Raw genomic sequence first — 16327 nt, forward strand, 5'->3', positions numbered from 1 at the left:
CAGGCCGTGGCCCTGGGGATTATTCCCGGGGCCACGGTCTTTTTTGCGTTCACGCCTTTTTGTGTTCACCGCTTTCCAACTGTGCCCGGTCCGCTTGTGCTTGGGCTGTTGGGCAGGGCAGGGCAGGGCCAGCACCCATCCGGCGAGTATCCACCCGATGTCCTCGTCAACTGTCTCGTCGGCAAGGGGCGTTGAGAGGGCCACACCGTACGGTCGAGATGCGTTGTGAGAGAACCGCAAAGCCGACGGGGAAGGGCGGGAACGGCTTTCCGGTGTTGTCTAGAGGCGGCCGGCTGACTTCAGGGCGAGGTACGTATCCGCCAGGGCTGGGGCCAGGCGGGACGGAGATGCGTCCACCACTGCTGCGCCGTACTTCTCGAAGCGCCGGGCTGTTTCCTGGCGTTCGGTCTTGGCACGTGCGGCGGCGGCCGCGTCGTACACCGCGTCGATGGTGCCGCGGGCGCGGGACATTTCCTCGATGCGCGGGTCGGAGACGGAAGCGACGACGACCGGATGGCGCTGCGTCAGGTGCGGAAGCACGGGCAGCAGCCCCTCTTCCGCGGGCGCTCGGTCGATTCCGGTGAGCAGCACGATCAGCGAGTTCTGCGACGTCGCGTGGAGAGCTGCCGTGGCCATCCCACGGGCGTCCGTTTCGACGAGCGCCGGTTCGAGCGGAGCCAACGCATTGACCAGCGCCGGCAGGGTCTGCTGCCCTGCACGCCCCGTGACGCGGGCGCGCGGCGTGCGGTCGTAGGCGAGGAGGTCGACGCGGTCGCCGGCGCGGGAGGCGAGCGTGGCGAGGAGCAGGGCCGCGTCCATGTGCACGTCGAGGCGGGTGATGTCGCCGACGCGGCCTGCCGAAGTGCGTCCGGTGTCGAGGACGATCAGGATGCGGCGGTCCCTCTCAGGCCGCCAGGTGCGCACCGCCACGGTGCTCTGCCGTGCCGTCGCACGCCAGTCGATGGAGCGGGTGTCGTCCCCCGGGACGTAGGGTCGCAAGCTGTCGAATTCGGCGCCTTCCCCGCGCGTCAGAATGCTTGTTCTGCCGTCGAGTTCGCGCAGCCTGGACAGTTTCGCCGGGAGGTGTTTCCCGCTGGGGAAGGCTGGCAGGACGCGGAGTCTCCAGGGGATGTGGTGGTTGCCCTGGCGTGCGGCCAGGCCGAGTGGGCCGTAGGAGCGGACCGTGGTGCGTGCGGGCTTCCGGTCCCCGCGGCGGCCGGGCCGGAGCGTGGTGGTGAGCCGGCGGCGTTCGCCCGCGGGGACTGTCAGGGTGTGGCGGCTCTCGGTTCCGGTCGCCGTCGTCGGCCAGCTGCTCGGTGGCCAGGCGTCCCTGAGCTCGGCGTGCAGGGTGCGTCGGCTGGGGTTGGTCACCAGGAGCGATACGTTCGCTTGTTCGCCTAGTCGAACTGAGGTGTCACCGGTGCGGGTGAACCGGAGCTGCTTCACTGGCGTTGCCGCGGCGAGGTCGTAGAGGATGGCGAGCAGCAGGGAGACTTCGACGGCCAGCAGGCCGTACCAGCCAGGAAGCAAGAAGCCGACAACGAGCGCTCCCAGCGCGGCGATGAGCGCGGTTCGTCCGGTCAGAGCCATGATGCGTCTCCGGCTCTTCAGCGCGGAACCGGGACGTGGGCGAGGATCGTGTCGACCACGCTGTCCGGTGTGACGCCTTCCATCGCCGCCTCGGGGCGCAGACGGATCCGGTGGCGGAGGGTGGGCAGCGCGAAAGCCTTCACGTCGTCGGGGGTGACGTAGTCGCGGCCCATGAGCCAGGCCCAGGCCCGGGAGGCGGCGAGGAGCGCAGTGGCGCCTCGGGGAGAGACGCCGAGAGACAGCGAGGGGGAATCGCGCGTGGCACGACAGATATCGACGATGTAGCCGGTCACTTCCCTGGACACCGATGTGTGGGCCACCGCCGCACGCCCCGCTTCGATGTCTACGCTGCCGGCGACCGCGCGTACGCCCACGGCTTGGAGATCGCCGGGGTCGAAGCCCTCCGTGTGCCGCGTGAGGATGTCGATCTCCGCGTCGCGCCCGGGGAGTGACATGTCCAACTTCAGGAGAAAACGGTCCAGTTGGGCTTCGGGGAGGGGATAGGTGCCCTCGTACTCGACGGGGTTCTGTGTGGCGGCGACCAGAAAGGGGTCCGGCAGGGGCTGAGGGGTGCCGTCGATCGTCACCTGGCGTTCCTCCATGGCTTCGAGGAGGGCCGCCTGGGTCTTGGGAGGAGTGCGGTTGATCTCGTCCGCGAGGAGGAGGTGGGTGAAGACGGGGCCGGGCTGGAAGGAGAACTCGGCGCTGCGGTTGTCGTAGATGAGCGAGCCTGTCACATCGCTCGGCATGAGATCGGGGGTGAACTGCACGCGTTTGGTGTCGAGTTCGAGGGACGCGGCCAGGGTGCGGACGAGCAGTGTCTTGGCCACGCCCGGGACGCCCTCCAGCAGTACGTGTCCGCGGCACAGCAGGGCGACGACGAGCCCGGTCACGGCGACGTCCTGGCCGACGACGGCCTTGGCGATCTCCTGGCGCAGCGCCTCCAGGGCATTGCGGGCGCGGTCTGCTGAGGGGGCGGTCACGAAGGTCGGTCCTTTTCTGTCGGAGGGGATGCCGGTGCGTCGGTGAGGAGTGTGTTCTCCAGACGGTCCAGTTCGTCCGCGAGGTCGATCAGTTCGCTGTCGCTTCGGGGAGCGGGGCCGAAGAGCAGGGCTCGTAGCCCGGCTGTGCTCGGCGCTTCCGTTCCCGGGCGTGAGGGGGAGCGGGTGGCGAGAGCCGGCAGCAGGAGTTGCTCGTCGTGTGCCTGTCCGGGGGGTACGCCGAGGAGGGGCGCGAGTCGGGTCCGTGTGGCCGAGCGCAGGGCCTCGGCGGCGTGTCCGCGGGCGTCGGCCCTGCGGTAGAGACGGGCTCTGCCTTCCGTGGTCTCGGCGGCGGGGACGACGGACGGCAACTGTTCGTGGACGAGCGGGCCCAGGCGACGGGCACGCCACACGGCCGCGAGCACGGCGGCGACGGCGAGTTGGAGCGTGCCCCAGGTCCAGCCCGGGGGCACGAGGTCGAGGAAACTGCGCTCCTCTCCCTCGGGGGAGCCGCTTCCGGTGGAGGAAGGGAGGAACCAGAGCACCTTCGGGTGCCGGCCCAGCAGTTGGAGGGAGAGGGAGGCGTTGCCTTCTTTGTCGAGGTTCTTGTTGTACAGCGGATCGGGTGCGCCCAGCAGCACGGTCTCGGCCTGCGCGCTCGCGCGGCCGTCGGTCGTCCCGGAGACGCGCAGCATGGTGGCCCGGCCGTCGTCCCGGTAGCAGGCGTCGGTGTGCGGTCGGGACGTGGAGTAGCGGAACCCGCCGAGGCTGACGCTGCCCGCCCGCTGGGCCGCGGGGAAGTCGCAGGCGGGGGTGAGTTGCCGGACGGGCAGAGGAGAGGGGGTGGTGCGGACGCCGGGGGCAAGGGCCGCGGTGGCTTCGGGCCCGGAGCCGAGGACGACGGTACGGCCGGCTTGGTCGGCGGCCGCGCGCAGGGCCTTCAGGTCCTGCTTGCCGAGGGGCTCGGTGGCCGGGACGAGCAGGGTGGTGCGGTGGTCGGCGTGGGCGCGAAGCTCGGCGGGGTCGGTGAGCACCCTGGTGGTGACGCCGTGTTGGTCGAGGAGCCGGGCGAGGGCCTTGGTGCCCTGTGGCGCGGCGGAGCGCGGGTCCAGTGAGCCGCTGTGCTGCCCGGAGCGGAGAGCGGTGATGACGATCCCCGCGACGGCGAGCACGGCTGCGGCGATGAGCAGTCCACGGGTGCGCCGCCACAGGTGTGCGGCGCCCGGCGATACGGAGGTGGTGGGGGGAGCGCTCACGAGCGGGCTCCGGAGGCGGCCGCCGCGGGGGCCGGGTCCTGGGCGAAGTGGGGCGTGGTCTGCTCCAGCGTCTGGTCGAGTGTGCTGAGGCGCTGGTAGGCGGCTGCGTCGGCCGGGCGGCCGGCGTAGGTCACCTCGTCGAAGAGGCGTGCGACGGCGCGTAGTTCGGCGGCGTGTGCCGGGAGCAGCCGGCCGGCGTGGTGTGCGGCTTCGTCGGCGGTGCGGCCGGGGCGTGCGTCGAGGACGGTGCGCTCTTCGAGCGAGCGGACGAGGGCGCGCATGCGTTCCTGGACGGCGTCGCTCCACCGGCCGGCGGCGGCGTGGGCCTCGGCTGCCTCGCGGTGCTGGGTGGCGCTGCGGGGGCCCGAGGAGAACAGCGAGGTCGTGCGGGCGGGGGCTGTGCGGAGCTTGCCCAGGCGCAGCCGGAGAGCGACGAGGAGAAGGAGGACGACGGCGACGATCGTGACGATGCCCAGCCAGCCACCGGGGGCGGCGCCCGCGGCGGTGCTCAGCAGGGAGCCGAGATGCTCCCACAGCCAGTCGAGGGCGCGCTGGAGCAGCCCGGGGTCGTGCTCGTGGTACTCGGGCCGGGACAGCTCGTGTTCGGCCGCTTCCCGGGCGGGCAGCCGAGGGGTGGTGACGGGGCCCTCGCCACCGGGCGCGGCCTCGCCGAGGAGGGCGGCGCCCGGGCGGAGCAGGGCGCCGGCGAGTGCCCCCGCCACGGCGTCAGCCCTCCGGGCCGGGGCGCCCGGGCGGCTCTTCCTCGTAGCCGGGGACCCCGGCTGCGCGCGCCAGTTCGAGGTCGAGGGCCTCGCGGCGGATGCGCTGGTCCATGTAGAGGAGCGCGGTGATGCCGGCGCTGAGCGGAAGGGAGACCGTCGAGGCGAGCACGGAGCCGATGCCGTCGACGAGCAGGTCGGGCCAGTCGGTCCCGGAGGTGGCCAGTACGTCGCCGGAGCCGGTCAGCAGCGAGCCGATGCCGGTGACGGGCAGTTGGATCACGGTGGAGACGAGGAAGACGATCAGCAGGGCGAGCAGCTGCACCCCGAAGACGCGCCACCAGCTGCCGCGTACGAGCTTGGCCGAGCGGCGCATGGCGGCGAGGACGCCCTGCTTCTCCAGCATCAGCGCGGGCGGAGCGAGGCAGAAGCTGACCCAGATCCACACGGCGGCCACGCAGCCGCCGAGGAGCCCCAGGGTGGAGAGCGTGAAGGCGGTGTTGCCCGAACCGGCCACGGCGGCGAGCAGCCCGGGTGCCAGGCAGATCAGCATGGCGGCGGTGACCAGGAGGGGGATGAGGATCAACAGACCGAGAAGGCGCAGGAGTTGGGGGCGGGAGTCGTCCCATGCCGCGCGGAGGGTGACCTGACGGCCGAGGACCGCGCGGCTGACGACGATGGTGAGCATCGCGGTGGCGAACACTGTGCCCAGCATGCTGACGATGCCTTCGATGGCGGTGCCGTTGAGGGACTGGGTGAGGGCGTCGTTGAACTCCTCGAAGGTGGGGGCCTCCTGGTTCGCGACGTCTTCCAGGGCCGCCGTGCTGTTGGGGGCCCAGAGCACCTTCAACAGCGTGTAGAGCAGCTCGGTGAAGACGGCGACGCCGAGGGCGACGCCCAGCGCGGTCCGCCAGTGTGTGCGCATGGCGCTGACGGAGCCGTCGAGGATCTCGCCGACGCCGAGCGGGCGCAGCGGGACGACGCCCGGCTTGGCCGCCGGTGGTGGTCCCCAGCCGTGCCATCCGCCCGGGCCTCCGGGGCCCCAGCCTCCCCGCTGCGGCCCGGGCTGGTGCCAGCCTTGCCAGCCCTGGTTGCCCTGGCCCCAGCCGCGGTTCCAGCCCTGGCCGTTGCCGGCTGAGCCCCAGTGGCCGCGGCTCGGGCCGCCGCCGTGCGGGGGCACGGGTCCGCCCCAGCCGGTCTGACCCCAGCCCTGGCCGTCGGCGGGAGGCTGATCGGCGGCCCACTTCCGGGGCGGTGCGTCGGAGGGTGCGGGTTCACCGGAGGAGTCGCGGTCCTGCGGCGGCCGGTCCTGTGCCGTGGGTGACGTGTGCTCCCGACCGTCGTCCGGGGTTCCCTCGGCCTGCTCCGGCCTGGACGAGGGATCGGGGTCGGACGAGGAGGATCCGGGCGAAGCCCAGCCCGGGGAGTCGTTCACGTCTGGTCACCTCGTGGTGTGGGTGTCGTGGCGGCTGTGCGGGCTGCCCATCGTGCCACGGGGCGGGGACGAGCGGTCCAGGTGGGAGCAGCGGCGGCCCTTCTGAAGGTGTGCTCCGCCGGGGCAGACTGTGCGGATGGCTGATGAGGCTGAAGAGAGTGTCCCGGCGCTGCGTTACGAGGAACGGCCGGACGGGCCCGCGGTGGTGCTGCTCGACCAGACCCGGTTGCCCGCCGAGGAGGTCGAGTTGGTGTGCACGGATGTGCCCGGACTGGTGGGGGCCATCCGGTCGCTGGCGGTCCGGGGTGCTCCGTTGCTGGGCATCGCCGGAGGGTACGGCGTCGCCCTGGCGGCGGCCAGAGGGGACGATGTCGCGGAGGCGGCCGGCCGGCTGGCACAGGCGCGCCCCACGGCGGTGAACCTGGCGTACGGCGCACGCCGCGTGGAGGCGGCGTACGAGGCCGTCCTCCGCGCAGGTGAGGGGGAAGCGGCGGCCGCGGTGCGTGCGCTGGAGGAGGCCAGGGCCCTGCACCGGGAGGACGCCGAGGCGTGCGCCCGCATGATCGGGCACGGGTTCGCGCTGCTGGACGAGTTCGCGCCCGGGCGGAGCCTCCGGTTGTTGACGCACTGCAACACGGGCTCGCTGGTCACCGGTGGTCAGGGGACGGCGTTGGGTGTGGTGAAGGAGGTGCACCGGGCGGGTCGGCTGCGGTGGTTGTGGGTGGACGAGACGCGCCCGCTGTGGCAGGGGGCCCGGCTGACGGCCTGGGAGGCGTCCCGCGCCGGCATGGCGTACAGCGTGCTGGCCGACTCGGCCGCGGGCTCGTTGTTCGCTGCCGGCGAGGTCGACGCGGTGCTGGTGGGGGCGGACCGGATCGCGGCGGACGGGTCGGTGGCGAACAAGGTGGGGACCTATCCCCTGGCCGTGCTCGCCGCGCACCACGGGGTGCCGTTCGTGGTGGTGGCCCCGGTGACGACGGTGGATCCCGCGACGCCCTCGGGGGCCGGTATCGAGGTGGAGCAACGGCCGGGCGGCGAGGTGACGGAGCTGACGGGGCTGCCGTCGGTGGGCGCACGGGAGCCGGGGGCCGTCGGCGGTGCCGGGTTCGCGCTGGCTCCGGTGGGCGCTCCGGCGTACAACCCGGCCTTCGATGTCACACCGCCCGAATTGGTGACGGCCCTGGTCACGGAGCAGGGAGTGCTGCGGCCGGTGACGGGGGAGGGCATTGCCGAGCTGTGTTCCACGTCACGCGGGGAAGTGTCTCGATCGGGTAATGGGATGATGAACTCATGAAGGGACGTGTCCTTGTCGTCGATGACGACACCGCACTGGCAGAGATGCTCGGCATTGTGCTGCGCGGCGAAGGCTTTGAACCGTCGTTCGTCGCGGACGGCGACAAGGCACTCGCTGCTTTCCGTGAGACCAAGCCCGACCTGGTGCTGCTCGATCTGATGTTGCCCGGGCGGGACGGCATCGAGGTGTGCCGGCTGATCCGCGCCGAGTCCGGCGTGCCCGTGGTCATGCTGACCGCGAAGAGCGACACGGTGGATGTCGTGGTCGGGCTGGAGTCGGGTGCCGACGACTACATCGTGAAGCCGTTCAAGCCGAAGGAGCTGGTGGCGCGGATCAGGGCGCGGCTGCGGCGGTCGGAGGAGCCGGCGCCGGAGCAGCTGGCCATCGGGGATCTGGTGATCGATGTGGCCGGTCACTCGGTGAAGCGGGACGGGCAGGCGATAGCGCTGACCCCGCTGGAGTTCGATCTTCTGGTGGCGCTGGCGCGCAAGCCGTGGCAGGTCTTCACGCGTGAGGTGCTGCTGGAGCAGGTGTGGGGGTACCGGCACGCCGCCGACACGCGTCTGGTCAACGTCCATGTGCAGCGGCTGCGTTCCAAGGTGGAGAAGGATCCGGAGCGGCCGGAGATCGTGGTGACCGTGCGCGGTGTCGGGTACAAGGCCGGGCCCAGCTGACATGACCCGGAACGGCTCTGCACCGCACCGCTCGGGTGGGGGCCGCGGCACGGGGCGGGAGTCCGATATATCCAAATTCGGGCGCTTGTGGAGGAGTGGGGTTCTCTTCTCCGACGGTCTCCTCCCGGAGGCCGCCACGGGGCCCGGCGCACGCCCCATGGTGCGCTTTTTCGTGCGCTGGGTGCGCCGTCCGCTGCTGCCTGTGATGCGGCTGTGGCGGCGCAACATCCAGCTGCGGGTCGTCGTCGCGACGCTGCTGCTGTCGCTCGGGGTGGTCCTGCTGCTCGGAATCGTGGTGATCGGGCAGGTGCGCAACGGCCTGCTGGAGGCCAAGGAGAAGACGGCGCAGAGCCAGGCGGCCGGTGGGTTCACCGCCGCGGAACAGATGGCGGACGGTGCCGGCGGCGGGCGCAGCGGTGACGACAGCGTCCGCGGCAGCAGGACCGTGCAGAACACCGGCACCTGGCTGAACACCCTTGTCGAACAGCTGGCGAGCGGCGGCCAGGGCGTGTACTCGGTGGTGGCCCTCGGTTCCAACAACAACGAGGCGCCGTTCATCGGCACGGGCAACATCGGCACCCGGGGCCCGCGTTCCTCGGGCGACATCATGCCCGAGAAGAGCATCCCGGCGGATCTGCGCGAGGCCCTGGACGAGCAGCCGGGCACGCATCAGAAGTACGCGCGGGTCTACCGGCAGGAGGGCGGCAGCGACCCGGCGTTGATCGTCGGCAAGCGCGTCAACGACGCGCGGGGAAACCCCTATCAGCTGTACTACGTTTTCCCGTTCACGCAGGAAGAGGAGTCCCTCAGCCTGGTCAAGGGCACCTTGGCGACAGCTGGGGTCTTCGTCGTCGTACTGCTGGGCGCCATCGCGTGGCTCGTGGTGCGGCAGGTGGTCACCCCCGTACGGATGGCGGCGGGAATCTCCGAGCGGCTGGCCGCGGGGCGGCTCCAGGAGCGCATGAAGGTGACCGGCGAGGACGACATCGCACGGCTGGGAGAGTCCTTCAACAAGATGGCCCAGAACCTCCAGTTGAAGATTCTCCAGCTGGAGGAGCTTTCCCGGATGCAGCGCCGCTTCGTCTCCGATGTCTCGCACGAGCTGCGGACCCCGCTGACGACGGTGCGCATGGCGGCGGACGTCATCCACGAGGCGCGGGAGGACTTCGATCCGGCCACGGCACGCTCGGCGGAGCTGCTGCTGGGGCAGATCGACCGTTTCGAGTCGCTGCTGGCCGACCTGTTGGAGATCAGCCGGTTCGACGCGGGCGCAGCCAACCTGGAGATCGGCAGGACGGATCTGCGCGAGGTCGTGCACCGCGTCGTCGAGGGCGCGGAGCCGCTCGCCGACCGCAAGGGCAGCAGGCTCCTGGTGCAGGGCGACGAGCGCCCGGTGGTCGCGGAGTTCGACAGCCGCAGGATCGAGCGGGTGCTGCGCAACCTCGTCGACAACGCCGTCGAGCACGGCGAGGGGCGCGATGTGGTGGTCCGGCTGGCGACGGGCAGCGGAGCCGTCGCCGTCGCCGTGCGGGACTACGGCATCGGTCTCAAGAAGGGCGAGGCGGAACGGGTCTTCAACCGCTTCTGGCGGGCCGACCCGGCCCGTGCGAGGACGACGGGCGGCAGCGGTCTCGGCCTGTCCATCGCCGTCGAGGACGCCCGGCTGCACGGCGGCCGGCTGCGGGCCTGGGGCGAGCCCGGGGGCGGTTCGCAGTTCCTGCTCGTCCTTCCGCGTACGGCGGGTGAGCCGCTGCGCGGCTCCCCGCTGCCGCTCGAACCGGCCGACTCGCGCCGTAAGCGGGGGCTGGGCGAGGTGGTGCCGGCCGGGCAGACGGCCGTGGAGCCGACGGCTGTGGCCGCGGGGGCGGCTTCCGAGGGGCGGGAGGGGAACGGGGATGACAGCTGAGCGCAGGAAAAACAGCATGGCGCGTCCGGGCGGAACTTCCACAGCTGCGCGAGTTTTCCGGCACGGCATTCCCCGCCCGTCGAGGCGCACGGCCGGTGCGTGGCTGCGGCGTCACCAGGCACTGATGTGCCTGGCCCTGGGCGGAGTTCTGCTCGCCGGGTGTGCGTCCATGCCGGACAGCGGAAGCGTCGACCGGGTCAACTCCTCGCACCGGGCCGAGGCCAACTCGCAGGTGCGTGTCTACAGCGTCAGCCCGCAGAAGGGCGAGAAGCCGCAGCAGATCGTGCGCGGTTTCCTGGAGGCCACCACGAGCGACGAGGCCGACTTCCCCACCGCGCGCGAGTATTTGACCAGCCGGATGGCGGGGCGCTGGAACCCGAAGGCGGGGACCACGGTGCTGTCGGACGGGCCGAGCACCGACAGGGCGCCGCGCAGCCGTACGAGCAAGGACGGTTACGCGGTGGAGGTTTCCGGCACGCGTATGGCCGAGGTGGACGCGAAGCACACCTATGCGCCGTCGAAGGGCGAGTACAGCCGGCTCTTCCATCTGACGAAGGTGGCCGGTGAGTGGCGCATCGACCGGATGCCGGACGGACTGGTGCTGGGGGAGTCCGATTTCCAGCGCATCTACCGGCCCGTGAACTCGTACTACTACGCCAGGCTCGGACAGGACGCCGATTCGATCACGGACGGACACAACGTGCTCGTCGCCGATCCGGTGTATCTCCGGCGTCGGATCAATCCGGTCACGGAGACGGTCGCAGCCCTGCTGCAAGGGCCGTCCGCCTGGCTCGACCCCGTCGTCGACTCCGCCTTCCCGCGGGACACACGGCTCGCCCCCAAGGGACGGCATCTGTCGCTGGACGACTCCGGCGACCTGCGGGTGAAGCTCAGCGGCAAGGGCGCGGGCGTCGGCGGGCGACAGTGCGTACGCATGGCGGCGCAGGTGCTGCACAGCGTGCAGGACCAGGCGTCGGCCAAGGTGAACAAGGTGGAGTTGCAGGACGCCAAGGGCCGGGCGCTGTGCGCGCAGACCCGCGAGGAGGCCGCCAACACCTTCATGCCCGGCCGGCTCAACGGCAGTGCGAAGCGCGCGTACTTCATCGACGAGAAGCACCGCGTCGCTGCGTTCGGGCACAAGGGCGACACCCCGCAGCCCGTCGGCGGCCCCCTCGGCGCCGGCACGGTGGAGATGGGCGCCGTCGCCGTCAACAGGCTGGAGAGCGAGGGAGCCGCGGTCTCCCGGGGACGGCGCGCGCTCTACGTGGCGCCGCTGGAGAGCAGCACGTCGACCTCGCCCGGCGCCCCCGTGCTCACCAGCAGCGCCAAGCACGAGGACGACCGGCTCTCCGCGCCCAGCTGGGACGGCCTCGGTGACCTGTGGATCGCCGACCGCAATCCTCAGCACCCTCGGCTCCTCCGGCTGCGGGCAGGCAAGGAAGACCCCGAGGAGATCCCCGTGCCGGACCTGACCAAGGGCCGCAGGATCGAGTCCCTGCACATCTCCTCCGACGGCGTGCGGATCGCCCTGCGCGTCAAGGAACCGGACGGCCACACCTCGCTGCAACTGGGGCGCGTCGTCCGGGCCGGGACGCACGACGAGCCGGAGACACGCGTCGCTCAGCTGCGGTCGGTGGCCCCGCAGCTCGAAGACGTCTCGGCGGTGTCCTGGGCGGGTGTCAGCCGGCTGGTCGTCGTCGGCCGGGAGACCGGCGGCGTCCAGCAGCTCCAGTACGTCGAGACGGACGCCTCGGTCTCCGACCAGCCGACCCTGCCGGGCATCAACGACGTGATGGGCGTGGCCGCCTCCGAGGACGAGAGCCGCGCCCTCCTCGCCAGCTCCGAGGACGGCATCGTCCGGCTGCCCCCGGACGCCAACTGGAAGACCCTGACCGAGAGCGGCTCGGCGCCGGCCTACCCGGGCTGAGCCCCTCGCCCTGCCGCCCTGCCGCCCGTCGGATCCGGGTCTATTCTTCGCGCCGTTCGCCGTTCGCCGTTCGCCGTTCGCCGTTCGCTACCCGTCACCCGGCTCCGGCTCCGGCGACCATGATCGGCTTCGGAAAGGCGTGGCGACCAATCTCCGGTTGACCGGTATTTCCGCAGGTCACGCAAGGGGTGCCAGGAGTTATCCACAGGGCTGGTGGGGCCGGGATCCGGCTGGGACAGTGGAGGCCATGCGGGAGTCGTGGAAGGGGCTCCGGCAGGAGATCGCTGGGCTCGTGCTGCCGGTGGCGTGCGCCGGGTGCGGCCGGGCGGGCGGCGTCCGGGACCGCCTGTGCGGAGCGTGCGGCGCGTTGCTGGGCTCCGCGGTGCCGTGGCGGGTCACGCCGCCGACGGGGCGGTCCGTCCTTCCTCGCGTGTACGCGGCGCTGGCGTACACCGGTGAGGTGCGGGCCGCGCTGCTGGCGCACAAGGAGCGGGGCGCCCTCGGGCTGGCTGGTCCGCTGGGCGCGGCGCTCGCGAGGGCGGTCGTCGCGGCGCTACCGCAGGCCGGCGGGGGCCGGGCGCACGGCGAGGAGCGCGGGCTGCGGCCCCGGATCACGCTCGTGCCGGTGCCGTCGGCGCGTACGGCGGTCGTCGCCCGCGGGCACGACCCGGTGCGTCGCATGGCCCTGGCGGCGTCCCGTCGGCTCCGGCGGGAGGGGATGCCTGCCCGGGTGGCCCCTCTGCTGAGGCAGCGGCGCCCGGTGGCGGACCAGGCGGGGCTGACGGCGGCGCAGCGGCGCGCGAACCTCGACGGCGCGCTGGAATTGGCGCCGGGCGCCGGTGTCCTGCTGGGGACGGAGGACGGAGCGGGAGAGACGAGAGGGATGGGAGAAACGAGAGAGACGAGAGGGGCAGGGCGAGGGGGAGAGGTGGTGCTGGTCGACGACGTGATGACGACGGGGGCCTCGCTGGCGGAGGCGGCTCGTGCGCTGGGAGGGGTGCGAGCGGCAGCCGTGCTCGCGGTCCGCTGCGGGGCGTAGCCGGGGCGGTCGGGGCGCGCGTACCGGGCCCGGGCGCAAGGAGCAGAGGGGGCGTGGAAGGGCGTGAAAAGGCGCGGAAATGGGCCTTGGAATGCCGGTCAGGAACGGGGGTGCGGCCCCCTTCGTTACAGGTGATACAGGGGAAGCGTCCCCTGATCGGAGGTACGTGCCGGTAGGGGGTGCCGAGTCTCCGCTGCCGGAGGTACGTTCGGATTGGGTGGCGATCTTCCCTCTGGGGGAGAAGGAGGTGAAACCCGAAAGCCGACCTTGTGCCGGAGAGTGAACGGCAGGAGGCCGAACCTCCGGCGTCAGTGCACCAAGGACGCTTCGCAGGGAACATGCGAAGCCGTCCGGGAACGGAGTTCTGCGTGGACATCGTCGTCAAGGGCCGAAAGACAGAGGTGCCCGACCGGTTCCGCAAGCACGTGGCCGAAAAGCTGGAGAAGGTCAAGAAGCTCGACGGCAAGGTGATCAACCTTGAGGTCGAGGTGTGCAAGGAGCACAACCCCCGGCAGGCCGACCGTTCCGACAGGGTGGAGATCACCCTGCGTACGCGTGGACCGGTGATTCGCGCGGAGGCCGCGGCCTCCGACCCCTACGCCGCGCTGGACCTGGCCTCCACCAAGCTGGAGGCGCGGCTGCGCAAGCAGGCCGACAAGCGCCGCGTCCACCGAGGGGGCAATCGGGCGCCGATCAGTGTGGCAGCAGCCACGGCCCACCTCGCTTCGGAACTCAACGGAGAACTCGATGCGGCAGCCGGCACGGCGACCGCGACACAGGAGGCCGATGGTGAGCCGGTGGTCACCCGCGTGGGACCGCTGGAGGTGAAGGGCGAGGGGCCGCTCGTCGTCCGCGAGAAGACGCACGCGGCAGCCCCCATGTCGCTCGATCAAGCGCTCTACGAGATGGAGTTGGTGGGCCACGACTTCTACCTGTTCGTCGACTCCGACACCAAGCAGCCGAGCGTCGTCTACCGGCGGCACGGCTACGACTACGGCGTCATCCACCTGGAGCCGGACCCGTTCGTCGAGGAGCCGCCGCCCGGAGCGGGCGGAGCGCTCAGCGGCTGACGACCGCAACCGGCTGCTGACGGCGGCCGAAGGCGGCTGACACAGCCCTGCGCGTCACGGCCCGGTGTTCGCGCCCCCGGCCGGATCTGGCGCCCGGCCGGGGGCGTCGACATGAGTAACATCAGGGCTCACACCAACCGCCTTACTGCGCAGTGGGGTTGGTGCGGAAATGGGTGCAGGGGGAGGAACGATGGTGGACAGCTTCGGGCCGACGATGCCGATGCCCGACGCACACCCGAGTCCGATGACCGATGAGGAGCCGTACGAACGGGGGCCGCAGAAGGAACCGATCAGGGTTCTGGTGGTGGACGACCACGCGCTGTTCCGCCGGGGGCTGGAGATCGTCCTGGCGCAGGAGGAGGACATCGAGGTCGTCGGGGAGGCGGGCGACGGCGCGGAGGCGGTGGAGAAGGCCGCGGATCTTCTGCCGGACATCGTGCTGATGGATGTGCGGATGCCGCGCAGGGGCGGGATCGAGGCGTGCACCTCCATCAAGGAGGTCGCGCCGAGCGCGAAGATCATCATGCTGACCATCAGCGACGAGGAAGCCGATCTCTACGACGCGATCAAGGCGGGGGCGACGGGCTATCTGTTGAAGGAGATCTCGACGGACGAGGTCTCCACGGCGATCCGGGCGGTGGCGGACGGCCAGTCGCAGATCAGTCCGTCGATGGCGGCGAAGCTGCTCACCGAGTTCAAGTCGATGATCCAGCGCACCGACGAGAGCAAGCTGGTGCCGGCGCCGAAGCTCACCGACCGTGAGCTGGAGGTCCTCAAACTCGTGGCGACGGGCATGAACAACCGTGATATCGCCAAGGAGTTGTTCATCAGCGAGAACACCGTGAAGAACCATGTGCGCAACATCCTGGAGAAGTTGCAGCTGCACTCCCGGATGGAGGCCGTGGTCTACGCGATGCGGGAGAAGATCCTGGAGATCCGCTGACGTCCGGTGGAACCGGCCGGACGGCCGCCGGAGAACGCCCCTTGGCCCGTCCGGCGAACGGTCCCCGGCCTTCCCCGGGGCCGCAGCCCAGCCCCCCCCGGGTCTCTCCGGCGGACGGCCTCGGCGGTCGGCCCTCGTCCCGGGCGGGCGGTCCGAGACTTCGGGGCGGGCCCGGGCCGGGCGTGCCGGGGGCGGTTAGGCGTCCAGTGCGGCGAGCAGCCGGGGGCGCAGTTCCTCGGGGGTGCAGCGGTCGATCCGGACCGTCTCGCAGCCGACCCACTCGGCGGCCTCGCGCAGCGCGCGGGCCATCGGCTCCACGGCCTTCGGCCCGGCGAGCGACAGTTGGCGGGCGACGAGCGTGCTGCCCTCGCGCGTCGGGTCCACCCGCCCGCACAGTTTTCCGCCGGCGAGCAGCGGCATGGCGAAGTACCCGTGCACGCGCTTCGGTTTGGGCACGTACGCCTCCAGTCGGTGGGTGAAGCCGAAGATCCGCTCGGTGCGCGCCCGGTCCCAGATCAGGGAGTCGAAGGGGGACAGCAGGGTGGTGCGGTGCCGGCCGCGTGGCTCGGTCCGCAGCGCCTCGGGGTCCGCCCACGCCGGCCGCCGCCAGCCCTCCACCTCCACCGGGACCAGGCCGGTCTCCGGCAGCACGGAGGCGACCTGCTCGTTCTTCAGCCGGTGGTAGTCGGCCAGATCGGCGCGGGTGGCGACGCCCAGGGCCGTGCCGGCCTGGCGGACCAGCTGCCGCAGACAGCTGTGGTCGTCGAGGTCGTCGTGCAGCAGCTCGTCGGGGACGGCGCGTTCCGCGAGGTCGTAGACGCGCTTCCAGCCGCGGCGCTCGGTGACCACCACCTCGCCGGTGTCCAGCAGCCACTCCACGGCGATCTTGTTCTCCGACCAGTCCCACCACTCACCGCCGTTGCGGCCGCCGCCGAGGCCCGCCGTCGTCAGCGGCCCCTCGGCACGCAGCCGGGCGCGCACCGCCTCGCACGAGGACTCCTTGTCCCGCATCCGGTGCCAGCGGTGTCCGCGGGTGCGGAACGCGCGCCGGCGGAAGGCGAAGAGCGGCCACTCCTCGATCGGCAGCACACAGGCGGCGTGCGACCAGTACTCGAAGCTGTGGCCGCCCGTCCAGTAGGCGTTCTCCACGGCCTGCCTGCCGACGGCGCCGAGCCGTGCGTAGGGCACCAGTTCGTGCGAGCGCGCCAGCACCGAGATGGTGTCGAGCTGTACCGCGCCGAGGTGACGCAGCACTCCGCGCACCCCGGCCCGCCGGTCGGGCGCGCCGAGCAGGCCCTGGGCGCGCAGGGCGATCCGGCGGGCCTCGTCGCTGCTCAGGGACACCTCGGGTGCGGGGAGGGCGGGTACGGGCACGGGGCTGGTGGAGAGACCGGTCGTCATGGGCCCGACCATAAGTCCTGGCTCCGACACCGCAGTTGTGCACCGTTCCGCGTTCATGACAGCTGCGCCCCGGTACACAGCCGTGCCCCGGCA

At 71.6% G+C, this 16327-nt stretch carries 14 protein-coding genes; 8 read left to right on the top strand and 6 right to left on the bottom strand.

Annotated elements, in window-relative coordinates; all coding sequences use genetic code 11:
• Positions 1-195: hypothetical protein (locus SCA03_RS35845; RefSeq protein WP_218037784.1), on the top strand; the 195-nt coding region annotated here is incomplete at its 5' end.
• Positions 196-279: 84 nt separating this feature from the next.
• Here the strand turns inward: SCA03_RS35845 and SCA03_RS31075 are convergent.
• The 5 genes from SCA03_RS31075 to SCA03_RS31095 are packed head-to-tail and all read right to left on the bottom strand — an operon-like array spanning position 280 to position 5980.
• Entirely contained in the window at positions 280-1590 is a 1311-nt protein-coding gene (locus SCA03_RS31075; RefSeq protein ID WP_086818343.1) for a DUF58 domain-containing protein, read from the bottom strand.
• Positions 1591-1607: 17 nt separating this feature from the next.
• Positions 1608-2573: an AAA family ATPase gene (locus SCA03_RS31080; RefSeq protein ID WP_170298032.1), complete on the bottom strand. Its 966-nt coding sequence runs from the start codon at positions 2571-2573 to the stop codon at positions 1608-1610.
• On the bottom strand, positions 2570-3826 hold the full coding sequence (locus SCA03_RS31085) for a DUF4350 domain-containing protein (RefSeq protein ID WP_141275780.1): 1257 nt from the start codon (positions 3824-3826) through the stop codon (positions 2570-2572). Before SCA03_RS31085 ends, SCA03_RS31080 begins: the two co-directional genes overlap by 4 nt.
• A complete protein-coding gene (locus SCA03_RS31090) occupies positions 3823-4548 on the bottom strand; it encodes a DUF4129 domain-containing protein (RefSeq protein WP_371864020.1) in 726 nt (241 codons plus the stop codon). Before SCA03_RS31090 ends, SCA03_RS31085 begins: the two co-directional genes overlap by 4 nt.
• 4 nt (positions 4549-4552) lie before the next feature.
• Positions 4553-5980 carry a DUF7847 domain-containing protein gene (locus SCA03_RS31095; protein ID WP_030890737.1) on the bottom strand — a complete coding sequence of 476 codons (1428 nt, stop codon included), beginning with the start codon at positions 5978-5980 and terminating at the stop codon, positions 4553-4555.
• 136 nt (positions 5981-6116) lie between these two features.
• Between SCA03_RS31095 and mtnA the strand changes: the two genes are divergently transcribed.
• The 7 genes from mtnA (at position 6117) to SCA03_RS31130 (ending at position 14833) form a co-directional block, all read left to right on the top strand.
• Complete coding sequence (gene mtnA, locus SCA03_RS31100) at positions 6117-7274, top strand: S-methyl-5-thioribose-1-phosphate isomerase (protein ID WP_086818352.1); 1158 nt, start codon at positions 6117-6119, stop codon at positions 7272-7274.
• On the top strand, positions 7271-7948 hold the full coding sequence (mtrA, locus tag SCA03_RS31105) for a two-component system response regulator MtrA (protein WP_030890742.1): 678 nt from the start codon (positions 7271-7273) through the stop codon (positions 7946-7948). Before mtnA ends, mtrA begins: the two co-directional genes overlap by 4 nt.
• A 1-nt stretch (position 7949) precedes the next feature.
• Entirely contained in the window at positions 7950-9854 is a 1905-nt protein-coding gene (gene mtrB / locus SCA03_RS31110; RefSeq protein ID WP_141275781.1) for an MtrAB system histidine kinase MtrB, read from the top strand.
• A 169-nt stretch (positions 9855-10023) separates the two neighbouring features.
• Entirely contained in the window at positions 10024-11781 is a 1758-nt protein-coding gene (locus tag SCA03_RS31115) for an LpqB family beta-propeller domain-containing protein (protein ID WP_230989022.1), read from the top strand.
• 247 nt (positions 11782-12028) lie between these two features.
• The gene (locus tag SCA03_RS31120; RefSeq protein ID WP_086817585.1) at positions 12029-12820 is read left to right on the top strand and encodes a ComF family protein; all 792 of its coding nucleotides are present in this window, start codon (positions 12029-12031) and stop codon (positions 12818-12820) included.
• 368 nt (positions 12821-13188) lie between these two features.
• Positions 13189-13890, top strand: a complete 702-nt coding sequence (gene hpf / locus SCA03_RS31125) for a ribosome hibernation-promoting factor, HPF/YfiA family (protein ID WP_030890753.1) — start codon at positions 13189-13191, stop codon at positions 13888-13890.
• Positions 13891-14080: 190 nt separating this feature from the next.
• Positions 14081-14833 (top strand): response regulator, encoded by a 753-nt coding sequence (locus SCA03_RS31130; RefSeq protein WP_030890756.1) that lies wholly within the window; start codon positions 14081-14083, stop codon positions 14831-14833.
• A 195-nt stretch (positions 14834-15028) separates the two neighbouring features.
• On the opposite strand, the gene SCA03_RS31135 is transcribed toward SCA03_RS31130, so the two are convergent.
• The gene (locus SCA03_RS31135; protein WP_169729678.1) at positions 15029-16234 is read right to left on the bottom strand and encodes a winged helix-turn-helix domain-containing protein; all 1206 of its coding nucleotides are present in this window, start codon (positions 16232-16234) and stop codon (positions 15029-15031) included.
• Between the last annotated feature and the right edge of the window lie 93 nt (positions 16235-16327).

The organism is Streptomyces cacaoi (assembly GCF_006539165.1).
Classification (GTDB): Bacteria; Actinomycetota; Actinomycetes; order Streptomycetales; family Streptomycetaceae; genus Streptomyces; species Streptomyces cacaoi.

What these genes read in the sequence shown, in the direction of transcription:
- mtrA (WP_030890742.1), top strand. Translation starts at nt 7,271, where the DNA reads ATGAAGGGACGTGTCCTTGTCGTCGATGACGACACCGCACTGGCAGAG.
- SCA03_RS31075 (WP_086818343.1), bottom strand. Translation starts at nt 1,590, where the DNA reads ATGGCTCTGACCGGACGAACCGCGCTCATCGCCGCGCTGGGAGCGCTC.
- mtnA (WP_086818352.1), top strand. Translation starts at nt 6,117, where the DNA reads ATGGCTGATGAGGCTGAAGAGAGTGTCCCGGCGCTGCGTTACGAGGAA.
- mtrB (WP_141275781.1), top strand. Translation starts at nt 7,950, where the DNA reads ATGACCCGGAACGGCTCTGCACCGCACCGCTCGGGTGGGGGCCGCGGC.
- SCA03_RS31130 (WP_030890756.1), top strand. Translation starts at nt 14,081, where the DNA reads ATGGTGGACAGCTTCGGGCCGACGATGCCGATGCCCGACGCACACCCG.
- SCA03_RS31120 (WP_086817585.1), top strand. Translation starts at nt 12,029, where the DNA reads ATGCGGGAGTCGTGGAAGGGGCTCCGGCAGGAGATCGCTGGGCTCGTG.
- SCA03_RS31115 (WP_230989022.1), top strand. Translation starts at nt 10,024, where the DNA reads ATGCCGGACAGCGGAAGCGTCGACCGGGTCAACTCCTCGCACCGGGCC.
- SCA03_RS31135 (WP_169729678.1), bottom strand. Translation starts at nt 16,234, where the DNA reads ATGACGACCGGTCTCTCCACCAGCCCCGTGCCCGTACCCGCCCTCCCC.